This is a genomic window from Microbacterium gilvum (assembly GCF_039543865.1).
Classification (GTDB): Bacteria; Actinomycetota; Actinomycetes; order Actinomycetales; family Microbacteriaceae; genus Microbacterium; species Microbacterium gilvum.
Genome location: NZ_BAABKO010000001.1, coordinates 635,316 through 650,196, shown reverse-complemented (window position 1 = coordinate 650,196; position 14,881 = coordinate 635,316). Strand labels below are relative to the sequence as shown.

At 71.7% G+C, this 14,881-nt stretch carries 16 protein-coding genes; 8 read left to right on the top strand and 8 right to left on the bottom strand.

Going from position 1 to position 14,881, the window contains the following annotated elements:
* Window positions 1-16 precede the first annotated feature (16 nt).
* Window positions 17-1,450 carry a MocR-like transcription factor YczR gene (yczR, locus tag ABD998_RS03330; RefSeq protein WP_345435902.1) on the top strand — a complete coding sequence of 478 codons (1,434 nt, stop codon included), beginning with the start codon at window positions 17-19 and terminating at the stop codon, window positions 1,448-1,450.
* A gap of 36 nt (window positions 1,451-1,486) precedes the next feature.
* Here yczR and ABD998_RS03325 read toward each other — a convergent pair whose 3' ends face one another.
* The gene (locus ABD998_RS03325; RefSeq protein ID WP_345435900.1) at window positions 1,487-1,756 is read right to left on the bottom strand and encodes a hypothetical protein; all 270 of its coding nucleotides are present in this window, start codon (window positions 1,754-1,756) and stop codon (window positions 1,487-1,489) included.
* Between the two features lie 66 nt (window positions 1,757-1,822).
* Between ABD998_RS03325 and msrA the strand changes: the two genes are divergently transcribed.
* Together msrA and ABD998_RS03315 are read left to right on the top strand one after the other, a co-directional pair.
* Window positions 1,823-2,368 carry a peptide-methionine (S)-S-oxide reductase MsrA gene (msrA, locus tag ABD998_RS03320; protein WP_345435898.1) on the top strand — a complete coding sequence of 182 codons (546 nt, stop codon included), beginning with the start codon at window positions 1,823-1,825 and terminating at the stop codon, window positions 2,366-2,368.
* A gap of 233 nt (window positions 2,369-2,601) precedes the next feature.
* Window positions 2,602-3,123: a single-stranded DNA-binding protein gene (locus tag ABD998_RS03315; protein ID WP_345435896.1), complete on the top strand. Its 522-nt coding sequence runs from the start codon at window positions 2,602-2,604 to the stop codon at window positions 3,121-3,123.
* Between the two features lie 33 nt (window positions 3,124-3,156).
* Here the strand turns inward: ABD998_RS03315 and ABD998_RS03310 are convergent, their stop codons facing one another.
* Window positions 3,157-3,933, bottom strand: a complete 777-nt coding sequence (locus ABD998_RS03310) for a hypothetical protein (RefSeq protein WP_345435894.1) — start codon at window positions 3,931-3,933, stop codon at window positions 3,157-3,159.
* 102 nt (window positions 3,934-4,035) lie between these two features.
* On the opposite strand from ABD998_RS03310, the gene ettA reads away from it, so the two are divergent.
* Entirely contained in the window at window positions 4,036-5,715 is a 1,680-nt protein-coding gene (ettA, locus tag ABD998_RS03305; RefSeq protein WP_345435892.1) for an energy-dependent translational throttle protein EttA, read from the top strand.
* A gap of 67 nt (window positions 5,716-5,782) precedes the next feature.
* On the opposite strand, the gene ABD998_RS03300 is transcribed toward ettA, so the two are convergent.
* From ABD998_RS03300 to ABD998_RS03290, 3 genes are all read right to left on the bottom strand, one after another.
* Window positions 5,783-6,688 carry a glycine betaine ABC transporter substrate-binding protein gene (locus ABD998_RS03300; RefSeq protein ID WP_345435890.1) on the bottom strand — a complete coding sequence of 302 codons (906 nt, stop codon included), beginning with the start codon at window positions 6,686-6,688 and terminating at the stop codon, window positions 5,783-5,785.
* Between the two features lie 101 nt (window positions 6,689-6,789).
* The gene (locus ABD998_RS03295) at window positions 6,790-7,767 is read right to left on the bottom strand and encodes an ABC transporter permease (RefSeq protein WP_345435888.1); all 978 of its coding nucleotides are present in this window, start codon (window positions 7,765-7,767) and stop codon (window positions 6,790-6,792) included.
* A complete protein-coding gene (locus tag ABD998_RS03290; protein ID WP_345435886.1) occupies window positions 7,767-9,089 on the bottom strand; it encodes a quaternary amine ABC transporter ATP-binding protein in 1,323 nt (440 codons plus the stop codon). The genes ABD998_RS03295 and ABD998_RS03290 overlap by 1 nt, the downstream gene beginning before the upstream one ends.
* A 402-nt stretch (window positions 9,090-9,491) precedes the next feature.
* Between ABD998_RS03290 and ABD998_RS03285 the strand changes: the two genes are divergently transcribed.
* From ABD998_RS03285 to sufU, 3 genes are all read left to right on the top strand, one after another.
* Window positions 9,492-9,974 carry an acyl-CoA thioesterase gene (locus ABD998_RS03285; RefSeq protein ID WP_345435884.1) on the top strand — a complete coding sequence of 161 codons (483 nt, stop codon included), beginning with the start codon at window positions 9,492-9,494 and terminating at the stop codon, window positions 9,972-9,974.
* A gap of 68 nt (window positions 9,975-10,042) precedes the next feature.
* A complete protein-coding gene (locus ABD998_RS03280; protein ID WP_345435882.1) occupies window positions 10,043-11,308 on the top strand; it encodes a SufS family cysteine desulfurase in 1,266 nt (421 codons plus the stop codon).
* Entirely contained in the window at window positions 11,305-11,739 is a 435-nt protein-coding gene (sufU, locus tag ABD998_RS03275) for a Fe-S cluster assembly sulfur transfer protein SufU (RefSeq protein ID WP_345435880.1), read from the top strand. Before ABD998_RS03280 ends, sufU begins: the two co-directional genes overlap by 4 nt.
* Window positions 11,740-11,742: 3 nt before the next feature.
* Here sufU and ABD998_RS03270 read toward each other — a convergent pair whose 3' ends face one another.
* A complete protein-coding gene (locus ABD998_RS03270; protein ID WP_345436914.1) occupies window positions 11,743-12,585 on the bottom strand; it encodes an acyl-CoA thioesterase in 843 nt (280 codons plus the stop codon).
* A 94-nt stretch (window positions 12,586-12,679) separates the two neighbouring features.
* Between ABD998_RS03270 and ABD998_RS03265 the strand changes: the two genes are divergently transcribed.
* A complete protein-coding gene (locus ABD998_RS03265) occupies window positions 12,680-13,342 on the top strand; it encodes a hypothetical protein (RefSeq protein ID WP_345435878.1) in 663 nt (220 codons plus the stop codon).
* A gap of 18 nt (window positions 13,343-13,360) precedes the next feature.
* Here the strand turns inward: ABD998_RS03265 and ABD998_RS03260 are convergent, their stop codons facing one another.
* Together ABD998_RS03260 and ABD998_RS03255 are read right to left on the bottom strand one after the other, a co-directional pair.
* Entirely contained in the window at window positions 13,361-13,783 is a 423-nt protein-coding gene (locus tag ABD998_RS03260; RefSeq protein ID WP_345435876.1) for a globin, read from the bottom strand.
* Window positions 13,780-14,856 (bottom strand): mechanosensitive ion channel family protein, encoded by a 1,077-nt coding sequence (locus tag ABD998_RS03255; protein ID WP_345435874.1) that lies wholly within the window; start codon window positions 14,854-14,856, stop codon window positions 13,780-13,782. Before ABD998_RS03255 ends, ABD998_RS03260 begins: the two co-directional genes overlap by 4 nt.
* Between the last annotated feature and the right edge of the window lie 25 nt (window positions 14,857-14,881).

Below are 14,881 nucleotides of genomic sequence, written 5' to 3'. Positions count from 1 at the left end.
TGCTACGGTGGTCCGCATGATGGACTCCCGACTCTCCGCGCGGGCACTCGACGAGCGCCTCGGACCGTGGCGCACCCGCGAGCCCGCGTACGAGGCTCTCGCCGATGCGATCCGTCTCCTGTGCCTCGACAATCGGATCGCCCCGCGCACCGCCCTTCCCGCGGAGCGCGAGCTCGCCGCGCGGCTGCGCGTGAGCCGCACGACCGTCGCGGCGGCGTACCGCAGCCTGCGGGAGAGCCGCCACATCGAGAGCGTGCGGGGGTCGGGGAGCATCACCCTCCCTCTCGGCCGCCGCGATCTCGGGAGGGCCACGGACGTCGACGGAGCCATCGACCTCCAGCAGGCGAGCCCTCCTGCCTGGCCGGGCCTCGCGGCGGCCTACGCCGAGGCGGCGGCGGACGCCCCCGCCGTGATCGCGCGCTCGGGCTACGAGATGCTCGGCCTGCGGAGCCTGCGCGAGTCGATCGCGGCGCGGTTCTCGGCGCGCGGCCTCCCCACGACGGCGGAGCAGATCATGATCACGACGGGCGCGCAGAGCGCCATCGCCCTGACGGCGCGACTGCTCGTGTCGCGCGGCGACCGGATGCTCGTGGAGACGCCCACGTACCCCCACGCCGCCGAGAGCTACGCGGCGGCGGGCGCCCGGCTCGTCGGCGTGCCGGTCGCGCCCGGAGCCGGCTGGGACATGGAGCGCGCCGACGACGCCCTCCGGCGGGCGTCTCCCGTCGCGGCCTACCTCATGCCGCGGTTCCACAATCCGACGGGCGAGACGATGCCCGTCGACATCGTGGAGCGGATCGCGGCCGCCGCGCGGGCCTCGGGGACGGTGCTGGTCGTCGACGAGACGACGGCGGACCTCGACATCGCCGGTCGGGGCGCCGGGCTGCCGTTCGCGGCGCTCGCGCCGGTCGGCACGGAGGTCATCACGCTCGGGTCGGTCGGGAAGACGGTGTGGGGTGGGCTGCGGGTCGGATGGGTCCGCGCCGACGAGCAGACGATCCGTCGCATGCTCGCCGCGCGTCCGCTCACGGACCTCGGCACTCCCGACTTCGAGCAGGTCGTGGTCGACCGGCTCATGCCGTTGATGCCCGAGATCATCGCCCAGCGCGCGGAGCTCCTTCGCGAAGGCCGCGACGCGGTCGTCGAGGAGCTCGCGCACCGGCTGCCGGACTGGCGCGCCGCGCCGCCGGACGGCGGGGTCGCCCTGTGGGTCGAGCTCGGCGCCCCGCGCAGCTCTGCACTGGTCCTCGCGGCCCGCCGGGCGGGTGTCCTCCTCTCGGCGGGTCCGCGGTTCTCCGTCGGCGGGGGGCACGAACGGCACCTCCGCATCCCCTTCACGTCGCCCGCCGACTCGCTCCGGCGCGCCGTGGGCATCCTCGCCGGTGTCTGGGACGAGGTCGCGGCCGGCCCCGCATCCGTCGAGCACGCCCCGGTGGACGCCCTCGTCTGAGGCGTCGCGGCGGGTTACGCACGTGCGATCCGCCCCTCAGACGGAGCGACGGAGCACGTCGACCGCCTCGTCTGCCGTCCAGAACTCGCCGAACGCGATGAGGGCCCCGCACGCGGCATGGAATCGCTCTGCGCGATATCGCACGGCTCCGTCGGCCTTCACGACGCGGAGGTGGCCGATGCTGCGCCCGTCGGCTGCGGAGCGCACGCGCCAGAGCGCCGCGCCCGCGCGCTCGAGGCGCGCCCACGAGAGCCCGAGCGGCGGCTCATCGAGCGGAATGGCGAGGACCGTCGCGGTGTTGGTCATGAGTGGCTCCTTCCCGTCGTCTGCGACGATAGGCAGGGCCGCCGACATTCGTTCAGAGGAGTGCACATGACACAGACGTTCGTGATCGCAGGAGGCTGCTTCTGGTGCCTCGACGCGGCCTACCGCGCCCTCCGCGGGGTGACGTCGGTCGTGTCGGGATACACGGGAGGCGCGCGGCCGAACCCCTCGTACGAGCAGGTCTGCACGGGGGCGACGGGGCATGCCGAGGCGGTGAAGGTGGAGTTCGATCCCGACGTGATCGCGCCCGAAATCATCCTCGATGCGTTCTTCACCATGCACGACCCGCGGCAGCTCAACCACCAGGGAGCCGACCGCGGCACGCAGTACCGCAGCGCGATGTTCTTCGCCGACGACGCGCAGAAGGAGCTGTTCGAGGCCGCCCGCGATCGTGCAGCGGACATCTGGGACGCTCCCGTCGGCGCCGTCGAGGGCGACATCGTGACGACGATCGAGCCGCTTGGGGCGTTCTACGACGCCGAGGACTACCACCAGGACTTCTTCGCGAAGAACCCCACGCAGGGGTACTGCCTCGCCGTCGCCGTGCCGAAGGTGAACAAGGTGCGCGCCCGGTTCGCGGAGTACGCGGCCTGACGTCGCCCCTCCTCGCCCAGGTCGCGGTTTCCGTCCCGGAAATGTCGTTCGAGGACGCGGACTGCGACCTGGGCGAGAGGTGTCGTGATCCACGCAGCGCGTTGCGCCGTGCACAGGCTGCCCCGGCGGCCGGATCGGTCCACAGATCGGGCCGGGCGCCCGCGCGATGGCACGGCATGCGGTGTCCTGAGGGGACCAGGCGTCGGAGAGGGTCTCCGGCAGGAGGGATCCCCATGGCAGACCAGATCACCATCGTCGGCAACATCGCGAGCGACCCCGATCTGCGGACGCTCGCCGACGGCAGGCCGCTGCTCAAGTTCCGGATGGCGACCAATCACCGTCGCCTCGACAACGACACGAAGGAGTGGGTGGACGACGCGCCGAGCTTCTACTCGATCTCGGTCTTCGGCTCGCTCGCGAAGAACGGCGGCGCCTCGCTGGAGAAAGGCCAGCGCGTCATCGTCGCAGGGCGGCTCGTCGTCCGTTCGTGGACAGGGGACACGGGGCCGCACACCGACGTGCAGATCACGGCCGATGCGCTGGGCATCGATCTGCTCTTCGGCACGGCCAAGTACGCGCGAGGCGGCACGTCCGCGAAGCGCGGGCAGGGCGAGCGCTCGACCGCAGCCGACGGCTGGGCCATCCCCGTGCACGACGGCGATGCGGCCGCGACCGCTCCCGCCGATGAGACGTCGTCGGACGATCTCGCGCCGCTCGAGCGGGAAGACGAGGAGGTCGTCGCCACGCCGTTCTGAATCGAGCGGACGGTCGGTCCTCAGGCGGGCGGGTCAGTCGTGCAGAGGGCGGGCGGGGACGAGGCCGGCGTCCACGAGCGTGCGGTCGCCGATCGGCGCCGAAAGCTCCACGGCGAACGGCGTGGCCGGGTGTCCAGGGCACGTCCAGGCATCGTGCGAGGTATCCGGACGCACGCCGATCGTCAGCGCGATGGTTTCGGCCGTCTCCACGAGCTCAACGACCTCGACGCGCCCTTCCGCATCCTCGCCGCCGTGGCACGCGTTCTCGGTGACGAGCAGATGCACGGTCGTCGCATCGGAGGACGGCGGGCGGGCGGGGTCGAGCGAGACGTCGGCGTCGTTGCGGTCGCCGATGTCGGCGCGCGGCGTGCAGGCTCCGCGCCCGCTCAACCGCCAGACGGCGTCCGCGCCGCCGCGGCCGGACAGATCGCGGTGGAGCGCGACGAGTTCGTAGGGAGCCTCGAAGGCGGGGTCCGCGGGGCGGAGGAACGCGAGCGTGTCGTCGTCGGACACGACAAGGAACCATCCCGCCGCGGCGTCGAGCGCGAGCGGTTCGCCGAGATCGTCCACCGCCGTCGCAGCGACCGCCGCGTCGCGCTCATCGAGGCGGTCGACGCGCGTCCGATTCTCCAAGGCGGTCGCGGGGAAGACGAGGTTCCCGCAGTGCGCGGACTCGGCGGCGGCCGGCGGCGCAGGAGACTCCTCCGTCGAGGGGATGGCCGAAGCACATCCGATGGCGCCGAGGAGCGCCGCGCCCATGGCGGCTCCCGCGGCACATCGGCGCCGCGCGCTCGGTCTCGGTCTCGGCATGATGTCCTCCTCGTTCCGTCGTCCGACCCTGTCCGCGATCGCTCGGGTCACTCAGGATCGGACCTCTCGCATGCGCGCGTCCCCCTCTAGACTGGACCTCAAATGGCTGAATACATCTACCAAATGGTGCGCGCCCGCAAGTCGGTGGGCGACAAGCTCATCCTCGACGACGTCACCATGGCGTTCCTGCCCGGAGCGAAGATCGGCATGGTCGGCCCGAACGGCGCCGGCAAGTCGACCATCCTCAAGATCATGGCCGGCCTCGACCAGCCCTCGAACGGCGAGGCGAAGCTCACGCCGGGCTTCACGGTCGGTATCCTCATGCAGGAGCCCGAGCTCGACGAGTCCAAGACGGTCCTGGAGAACGTGCAGGACGGCATCGCCATCAAGGCGAAGCTCGACCGGTTCAACGAGATCTCGGCACTCATGGCGGAGCCCGACGCCGACTTCGACGCGCTCCTCGCCGAGATGGGGACGCTCCAGGAGGAGATCGACGCGGCAGACGGCTGGGACCTCGACTCCCAGCTCGAGCAGGCGATGGACGCGCTGCGCACGCCGCCGGCGGATGCGGCCATCGCCCCGCTCTCCGGCGGTGAGAAGCGCCGCGTCGCGCTTGCGAAGCTCCTGCTCCAGAAGCCCGATCTGCTGCTCCTCGACGAGCCCACCAACCACCTCGACGCCGAGAGCGTGCTCTGGCTCGAACAGCACCTGCAGTCGTACAAGGGCGCAGTCATCGCGATCACCCACGACCGGTACTTCCTCGACCACGTCGCCGAGTGGATCGCGGAGGTCGACCGTGGCCGTCTCATCGGCTACGAGGGCAACTACTCGACCTACCTCGAGAAGAAGGCCGAGCGCCTCGACATCCAGGGCAAGAAGGACGCGAAGCTCCAGAAGCGCCTCAAGGACGAGCTCGAGTGGGTGCGCTCGAGCGCGAAGGGCCGTCAGACCAAGTCGAAGGCGCGTCTCGCGCGCTACGAGGAGATGGCTGCGGAGGCGGAGCGGACGCGGAAGCTGGACTTCGAGGAGATCCAGATCCCCGCGGGGCCGCGCCTCGGAAACGTCGTGATCGAGGCGAAGAACCTCCAGAAGGGCTTCGACGGCCGCTCGCTCATCGACGGGCTGAGCTTCAGCCTGCCGCCCAACGGCATCGTCGGCGTGATAGGCCCGAACGGCGTCGGCAAGACCACGCTCTTCAAGACGATCGTCGGCCTCGAGCCGCTCGACGGGGGCGACCTCAAGATCGGCGAGACGGTCAAGATCAGCTACGTCGACCAGTCTCGTGCCAACATCGATCCCGAGAAGACGCTGTGGGAGGTCGTCTCCGACGGACTCGACTACATCACGGTCGGCAAGATCGAGATCCCCTCGCGCGCCTACGTGTCGAAGTTCGGCTTCAAGGGGCCCGACCAGCAGAAGAAGGCCGGCGTGCTCTCCGGCGGCGAGCGCAACCGCCTCAACCTGGCGCTCACCCTGAAGGAGGGCGGCAACCTGCTCCTCCTCGACGAGCCCACCAACGACCTCGACGTGGAGACCCTCGGGTCGCTCGAGAACGCGCTCCTCGAGTTCCCGGGCTGCGCCGTCGTCATCACCCACGACCGGTGGTTCCTCGACCGCATCGCCACGCACATCCTCGCGTACGAGGGCACCGAGGAGAAGCCCGACCAGTGGTACTGGTTCGAGGGCAACTTCGAGGCGTACGAGGCGAACAAGGTCGAGCGCCTGGGTGCGGACGCGGCGCGTCCCCACCGCACGACCCACCGCAAGCTCACGCGCGACTGAGCGCGACCGCCTGCACGACGACGCCCGCCCGGATCTCCGGGCGGGCGTCGTCGTGCAGCAGGGGAGGTCAGCTCGTGAGTCCTGCGACGTAGTCGGCGTTCTCCTCCGCCCACTCGCGCACGATGGGCTCCCAGTCCGACGCACCGGCGTTCTGGTTGAACATCACGTCCTCGAGGTCCGCGAGCACGTCGGTGTCCATCTCGAACGCCGCGAGCCACTCCGCGACCTCGGGGAAGTCGTCGGCGAAGCCCTCGCGGCTGTAGGTGCTGAGCGTCTCGGCGTCGCCCAGCGTGCCCTCGGGGTCCTCCAGATTGCGGATCGGGAACGCCGAGTACGCCCAGTGCGGCTCCCAGAGCGTGACGACGACGTTCTCTCCCGCGTCGATCGACGCCTGCAGCTCGGTGAGCATGGCGGGTGTCGACGACGTCTGGAAGTCCATCCCCTCGAGCCCGTACGTCGGGATGACGGAGGACTCCATCACGCCCGTCAGGCCGGCGCCGGGCTCGATGCCGACGATCGTCCCGCCGAACGCGTCGGCGTTCTCCGCGAGGTCCGCGAGCGACTCGATCGGCGCGTCCTCGTTCACGGCGACCGTCAGCTTCGACTCGCTGTTCCAGGTGCCGATCTTCTCGATGCTGTCGCCGTAGCGGTCGAGGTACTCGGCGTGCGTGACGGGCTCCCAGACGTCGGTCGTGATGTCGTAGTCGCCGTCCGCCAGCCCCTGGAACACCGCGGCCGCGTCCACGGGCTCGATCTCGACGTCGTAGCCGGCGTCCTCGAGCACGACGCGCCACAGCTCGGAGGTCGCGATGCCCTCCTCCCAGCCGCTGAACTCGGCGATCGTGATCGTGCCCTGCGACGATCCGTCGCCGCCGTCCGCGCCGGCGACCTGCTCGGCCGTCGCGACGCAGCCGCTGAGCGAGAGCGCCGCAGCCGAGGTGAGCCCGGCGAGCGCCAGGATCCGCTTCTTCATGCTGTGATTCCTTCCTCGAGCCGGGAGAGTCTCTCCCGCCGCCCGGATGCACCGGCTGAGCTCCGGTGCCACGGGCTCCGTGGCGGAGCCCGCAGGTCTGATCAGCGCACCGCCGCCAGCGGCGCGTCCTCCGTGTGCGCAGGGGCGTCCGGCACGGCGATCGCCGCCGCGCTCCGACGCGTGGCGACTGCGCGGGAGAGGCGCGCGAAGAGCCCGAGCCGCTTCCCGAACGCACCCGTGAGGCGGTCGAGGATGATCGCGATGACGACGACGGACAGGCCGGCCTCGACGCCGAGCGCCGTGTCGAGCCGCCCGAGGCTCGCGTAGATGTCGCCGCCGAGGCCGCCGGCCCCGACCATCCCCGCGATGACGACCATCGACAGGGCGAGCATGATGACCTGGTTGACGCCGGCCATGATCGTCGGAAGCGCGAGCGGCAGCTGGATCTGGCGGAGGATGCGGCTCGGGGTCGAGCCGAACGCCTGCCCGGCCTCGACGACCTCGCGGTCGACGCCGCGGATGCCGAGCTCGGTGAGGCGCACGCCGGGGGCGAGCGAGAACACGATCGTCGCGATGATGCCGGGCGCGACGCCGACGCGGAGCAGCAGGAGCGCGGGGATGAGGTAGACGAACGCCGGCATCGTCTGCAGGAAGTCGAGCACGGGGCGGATGGCCGCGGACACCCGGTCGTTCCTCGCGGCGGCGATCCCGAGCGGGATGGCCACGGCGAGCGCCCAGAACGTCGCGACGATCACGAGCGAGAGCGTCGCCATGGCGTTGTCCCACTGTGCGACGGACGCGACGAAGAGGAGCCCGGCCGTCGTGCCGACGGCGAAGACCCATCCGCGTGCGAGGAGTGCGACGAGCGCGAACACGATCACCACGACCGACATGCCCGTCACGGCGAGCGATCCCGGCACGATCCAGAAGTAGTCGGCGCCGAGCACCGTGTAGAGCGCGTCGTACATCCCCGTGAACACGGCGCGCAGCACCGCGAAGAGGCCCTGCGCGTTCGCGACGAGCCAGTCGACGGCGGTCGCGACGACGTCGCCCAGCGGGATCCGGATGAAGCCGTCCATCAGCGCACCTCCTCCGCTGCCGCACCCGTCAGGGCGACGTCGGCGGCGTCGGCCTCCGCGAGCACCTGGTCGATGACGGTCGTCGGGATGGGCTGCTGCGGCAGCATGATCTCCTCCGTCGCGCCGGGACCGGGGCCGAGAGCGGCGAGCAGCGTGACCCGCGGGATGACGCCGACGAGCCGGCTCTGCTCGTCCGTCACGGCCAGCGGCAGCGGCGACTCGACGGCGGGCACGAACAGGTCCATCAGGACGTCGTCGCGCCCGACGGCCTGCGGCACCGGCTTCAGGATCGACGCGAGCGAGCTCTCGCCGCGGCGGACGAGCTTCATCGCGTCGCGATCGGTGATGATGCCGGCGAGACGGCGGTCGCGTCCGACCACGTACGTCGCCGACGTGTAGGCGTCGCGCATGGTCCGCAGCGCCGTGCGCGGACCCGCGCCCTCGGCGACGACCGGACGGGGCCGCTCCATGACGTTCCCCGCCGTGAGCACGCGCGCGCGATCGACGTCCTGGACGAACTGCTCCACGTAGTCGTTGGCGGGGTCGGTGAGGATGTCCTCCGGCGTCCCGATCTGCACGATGCGTCCATCCCGCATGACCGCGATGCGGTCGCCGAGGAGCATGGCCTCGTTGAGGTCGTGCGTGATGAAGACGATGGTCTTGCCGAGTGTCTGCTGCAGCTCGAGGAGCTGGTCCTGCATCTCGCGGCGGATGAGGGGATCGAGCGCGCTGAACGCCTCGTCCATGAGGAGGATGTCGGTGTCGGCGGCGAGGGCGCGCGCGATGCCGACGCGCTGCTGCATGCCGCCGGAGAGCTCGGACGGGAGCTTGTCGCCCCAACCGTCGAGCCCGACCAGGCGCAGGATCTCCGTCGCCTTCGCGAGCCGCTCCGCGCGGGCGATGCCCTGCAGCTCGAGCGGGTACGCCACGTTCGCGGCGACGGTGCGGTGGGGGAGGAGCGCGAAGTGCTGGAACACCATCGACACCCGGTCCCGGCGGATCTCGCGGAGCCGAGCGGCCGGGATGCCCGTGATGCGCTCGCCCCCGATCTCGATCGTGCCTGCTGTCGCATCGTGGAGGCCGTTGAGCATGCGGATCAGGGTCGACTTGCCGGAGCCGGACAGGCCCATGACGACGAAGATCTCGCCGCGGCGGACCTCGAAGGAGGCGTCGATGACGGCGGCGGTCGCACCGTCGAGCTCATCGCGCGGGATGCCGGAGCGGAGGCGCTCCACGGCGTCGGCGGGGCGGCGCCCGAAGACCTTGAAGAGGCCTTCTGCGCGCAGGGCTGTGGTCGTGTCGTTCTCGGTCACGTTCTCCATGCGCCGAGCGCGGCTGCGTCGGTGTGCAACATCCGCGTTCGGTCATCGGTAGCGGTCCGGGCAGACGGAGCCGGGCAGAGGCACCGGGCTCCCAGCTCGCCGGGTGACGGCTGGTCGTCGGCCATACGCATGCCGCGCGAGGCGGCATCCGCGGTCCTGGGCGGGCCACCGCGCGGTCGTGTCGGACGCGTCGCCGGGCGGTGATGTCCGCCGCCGAGTTGCATGCGGGGCGGACCCGACGACCCTAGCAAAGGCGTCGAGGGGGTCCCTCGCGCGCGTGCACGCGCCCGCGACCCGCCGCGATCCGCATGACGGCGGGCGACGGCGGGGTATCGTCGGAGCCGAATCCGCCCCGCCATCCGTTATCCGATCGTGACCGGATGGCCGTCCGACAGGAGCCGCATGACCCGCGTGCACGTGCCCATCCAGTTGCGCTGGGGAGACCTCGACGCCTTCGGGCACGTGAACAACGCCTCCATGCTGCGCCTGCTTGAGGAGGCGAGGGTCCGCGCGTTCTTCCGCGCCGAGGACTCCGGATCCGACGTGCCGCCGACGGCGGTGTTCGCTCCCGAGGTGCTGGGGACGCCGACCGGCGTGGTGACGCTCATCGCGCGCCAGAGCATCGAGTACCTCCGCCCGGTGCCGTACGGGCATCGGCCGCTCGACGTGCAGCTGTGGATCGGCCGCCTCGGCGGGTCGAGCATCGACGTCTGCTACGAGGTGCACGGCCGCGACGCCGCCGACGAGCCGGTGCTCTACGCGCGCGCCGACGCCGTGGTCGTGCTCGTCGACATCGGCGCGGGGCGCCCCGTCCGTCTCGACCCCGGGATGCGCGCCGCGTGGGAGCCCTACGTCGAGGAGCCCGTCGCCTTCACGCGTCGCTGACAGCCCCCGCCCGCTCGTCAGGTGAGAGACTGGGAGATGCCCTTCCGATCCCCTCTGGGAGCACCGCCATGCCCGAGACCCTATCCGACCGCCTCGTCGCCGACGTGCGCGCCGACTTCCCCGGCATCGCCGGACGACCCGAGCGCGCGTACCTCGACTCCGCCGCGACGGCGCAGCGCCCCGCGAGCGTCATCGACGCGGAGGCCGCGTTCGCCCGCACGGAGTACGCCGCCGTGCACAGGGGTTCGAGCATGGCGACGGGAGAGGCGACCGACGCGTTCGAGACCGCCCGCGAGAAGGTCGCCGCGTTCGTCGGCGCCGGCGATCGCGAGGTCGTCTGGACCGAGAACGCCACCGACGCGCTCAACGTCGTCGCGCTGGGGATGGCCGATGCCTCGGCCGGCCTGGGCGGCGAGCGGTTCGCGCTCGGCGCGGGCGACGAGATCGTCGTGACCGAGGCCGAGCACCACGCGAACCTCATCCCCTGGCAGCGTCTCGCCAGGCGCACGGGCGCGACCCTGCGGTGGGTGCCCGTCGACGACGACGGGCTGTGGACGACCGACGACCTCCGCGCGGTGCTCTCGCCCCGTACGCGCGTCGTGTCGTTCGCGCACGTCTCGAACGTGACGGGGCTCATCGCCCCCGTGGCGGACGTCGTCGACGCCGCGCACGCGGTGGGCGCGCTGGCCGTGCTCGACGCGTGCCAGTCGGCACCGCACCTGTCCGTCGACCTGGCCTCGCTCGGCGTCGACTTCGCCGCGTTCTCCGCGCACAAGATGGCGGGACCGAACGGGCTCGGCGTGCTGTACGGAAGGTCGGAGCTGCTCGACGAGCTGCCGCCCGCGCGCACGGGAGGGTCGACCATCACGACCGTCACGATGGACGAGGCGGAGTTCCTCCCCGCGCCGCACCGCTTCGAGGCGGGCACGCAGCCGGTGACGCAGGCGGTCGGGCTCGGAGCGGCCGTCGACTACCTCTCCCGCCTCGGAATGGACGCCGTGCACGCGAGGGAGGCGGATCTCGCGGCCGAGCTCGTGGAGACCGTCGCCGCGGTCCCCGGTGTCCGCCTCGTCGGCCCCGCTCCGGGGTCGGCCCGCGCCGCCCTCGCGAGCTTCGCGGTCGACGGGGTGCACGCGCATGACGTCGGCCAGTTCCTCGACGACCGGGGCATCACGGTGCGCACGGGACACCACTGCGCCCAGCCGCTGCACCGGCGGCTCGGCGTCACCGCGACGACGAGAGCGAGCGCCTACGTGTACACGACATCCGACGAGATCCGCGCGCTGGGCGAGGCGCTCGGCGAGGTGCGCGCCTTCTTCGGGGCCGACCGATGAGCGCCGACCTGCAGGGGCTCTACCAGGAGCTCATCCTGGATCACTCCAAGAACCCCGAGGGCAAGGGCGACCCGACGGGCATGCCCTTCACCCATCACGAGCTCAACCCGTCGTGCGGCGACGAGATCACCGTGGGCGTCTCGCTGGACGGCGAGCGCCTCGATGGCATCGTGTGGGATGGCCACGGCTGCTCGATCTCGATGGCCTCCGCGTCGATCATGACGGGTCTGCTGGAGGGCGTCGAGCGCGAGGAGGCGCTCGCGCGCATCGCGGAGTTCCGCGAGATGCTGCGCTCGCGCGGAGCGGTCGAGCCGTCGGAGGAGCTGGGCGATGCCGCGGCGCTGCAGGGCGTCGCGAAGTACGTCATGCGGATCAAGTGCGCCATGCTCGGCTGGGTCGCGCTCGAGGCCGATCTGCGCCAGGCCGGCTGAGGCTCACCCCGCAGGGACGCGCGCCATGATCTCCTGGGCGACCGTCGCGAGGAGCGCCCCCTCGCGGGTGTACAGCCGGCCCGTCGCGAGCCCGCGTCCGCCCTGGGCCCCCGGCGACTCCTGCACGTAGAGGAGCCACTCGTCCGCGCGCCCCTCGCGGTGCCACCACATGGCATGGTCGAGGCTCGCGACCTTGAGACCGGGTGTCGACCACGACAGGCCGGCGCCGCGCAGGGGCGGCTCCTGGATCGTGTAGTCGCTCAGATAGGCGAGCGCCGCCTGGTGGACGAGCCGGCTCTCGCCGATGGGCCGACGCACGCGGGTCCACACCGCCTGCGTCGGGCGCGCGCCGCCCCGGGCCTCTCGCAGCAGGCTCCCCTCGACATGTCGCACCTCGATGGGATTGGCGGCGAGCAGGCGCTTCGACTGCGGATGGCGCTCCGCCTCGACCGCGGGGTCGGGCAGGTCCTCCGGGCCCGGCACATCCGGCATCGGGATCTGGTGCTCGAAGCCCGCATCGGCGTCCTGGAAAGAGAGGATGCCGGAGAAGATGGGCACGCCGTCCTGGTACCCCTGCACGCGGCGCCGGGCGAAGGAGCGCCCGTCGTGGATCCGGTCGACGCCGAAGGTGATGTCCTTGGTCACGTCGCCCGGACGGAGGAAGTAGCCGTGCAGGGAGTGCGCGAACCGGTCGTCGGGGAGCGTGCGCGCCGCCGCCGCGACGACCTGCGAGAGCACCTGCCCTCCGAAGACCCGGCCGCCGGGCATGAAGTGGGACCGGCCGAGGAAGATGTCCTCATGCGTGCGGGCCGCGGTCTGCTCGAGCGCGATGACGTCGAGCATCATCCGCACCGGGTCGTCCAGCGAGGGGTCGATGGTCACAGGTCCTCCGTCCGACGCAAGGCGCGCCTCGTGGGCGCGCCTTGCTAGTTTAGAGCGGGTGACCGCACGCCTCCTCCTCGCCGACGACCGGACCGCGAAGGACGCGCTGACCTTCGCGGGGCGCGCCGAGAGGGCGGGATGCGACGGCGTGCGGCTGCAGGCGGCGGACGGCATCCTCGTCATGACCGCCGCACCGCTCGCGCCGCAGGGCCTCCTCGATCGCACGCCCACCGTGCTCGCGCTGCGCGTGCTGCGCGCCGACCCGGAGCTGCAGTGCGACCTCACCGTCGCGTCGCTCTCGGAGACGGAGGATCCGCGCGCGCTCGCCCTCCCGGAGACGGCGCTCGCCCCGGCATGGGCCGGGGTGTCGCCCCCGCGCGGCGGATGGTCGCCCTCCGGGCGCCTCGCGGCCGCCGTGCTCGCGAGCCGCGCCCAATGGGGCATCGCGGCGGTCGCGCACGCCCTCCCGGATCGGGCGGGCGAGGACGTCGTCCGCACCGTGCGCGGCTCGATCTGGGGCGAGCCGGACGAGGAACTGGCCGATCTGCCTCGCGGCGTCGCCTTCGCCGCGTTCTCGTTCGGCTTCATCGGCGGCGAGGAGGAGGCCCGCGTGTCCACGGCAGGCCGCTGGACGCGCGTCACGCTCGAACGGGGGCACATCCTCAGCCGAGGGCCGGCCGCCGTCGGCCTGACGCCGGTCCGGACGACCGGGCAGGGCTGACCGCGTCCCCGCGTCGATTCAGCGCCCCGGCGTCGGCTCGAACGTGTTCACCATGGCGTGCGCGGCGCGTTCGAGGTAGTCCCACAGGGTCGCCTCGTGGACGGGGGAGAGATCGAGCTCGTCGACCGCGTCCCGCATGTGCCGCAGCCAGCGGTCGCGTGCGTCGGGATTGACGTGGAACGGCGCGTGGCGCATCCGCAGGCGCGGGTGGCCCCGAGTCTCGCCGTACGCGGTCGGGCCGCCCCAGTACTGCTCGAGGAAGAGCAAGAGCCGCTCCTCGGCGGGTCCGAGATCCTCCTCCGGGTACATCGGCTTCAGGACCTCGTCCTCCGCGACGCCGCGATAGAAGCGCGAGACGAGCTTCGCGAACGTCGCCCGCCCGCCGACCTGCTCGTAGAACGTCCCCACGCCCGGCGGGCGCAGCTCGTGGGTCCCGCTCACGCGTCCCCCTCCTTCTCGTCGTCGCGGCCGTCCGCGGTCTGATCCGTCGTCGGCTGATCAGGCGTGCGCGGACGCCAGGTGGGGCGTTCCGGCAGGGTGCTCGTGAGCGTGGGCGGGTTGGCGCCGCGCACGCGCAGAGCGCCTTCCGCGCCTTCGAGCGTGGCGCGGGCGATCCCCGTCACGTCGATGCCCTCCGTGAGGAGCACGGCGCGCAGGCGCTCACGGAGCTCGCGGGCCACGTCGTCCTTCGCGGTCGGCTTGGCCTTGATGACGAGCCGGATGACGAGCGTCTCGCCCTCGAGCGACTCCAGGCCCCAGACCTCGGGCTCGCCGATGACGCGGGACCGCCAGCGCGGGTCGTGCGCCAGCCCCTGCGCCGTCGTCGTGAGGAGGCTCTCGACGTCTTCCAGGACGACGTCCTTCGGGAGGGTGAGGTCGAGGACGACGCGCGACCATCCCTGCGTCATGTTGCCGATGCGCGTGATCTCGCCGTTGCGCACGTACCAGAGCACGCCGTTCACGTCGCGCACGTGGGTGATGCGCACGCTCACGAACTCCACGACGCCCGTGGCGAGCCCGAGATCGACGACGTCGCCGATCCCGACCTGGTCCTCCGCGACGATGAAGATGCCGTTGAGCACGTCCTTGACGATGTTCTGAGCGCCGAAGCCGAGGCCCGCGCCGACCGCCGCCGTGAGGAGCGACAGCGACGTGATGACGTTCGGCGCGAGGATCGAGAAGACGAGCACGAGGGCGACGATCACCATCATGACGTTCACGATGTTCGTGAGGATGGACCCCAGCGTGCGGGTGCGCTGCACGACGCGGACCGACGCGAGCGGCGAGCGCTCGAGGGCGCGCGTGTCATCGACCTTCGCCTTGCTCTTCGCACCCTCGACGATGCGCTTGACGACGCGTCGGATGAGGAAGCGCAGCAGCCACGCGATCAGCACGCAGGCCGCGACGGCGACCACCGCCGTGAGGAGATCCCAGCCGAACGTGGCGAGATTCGCCAGCACGTCCTGCCAGAAACCGGGGTCGGTCACATCCGCTTCTGTCGCTGTCGTCATCATCCCCTCGATGGTAGAACGCGGGCCC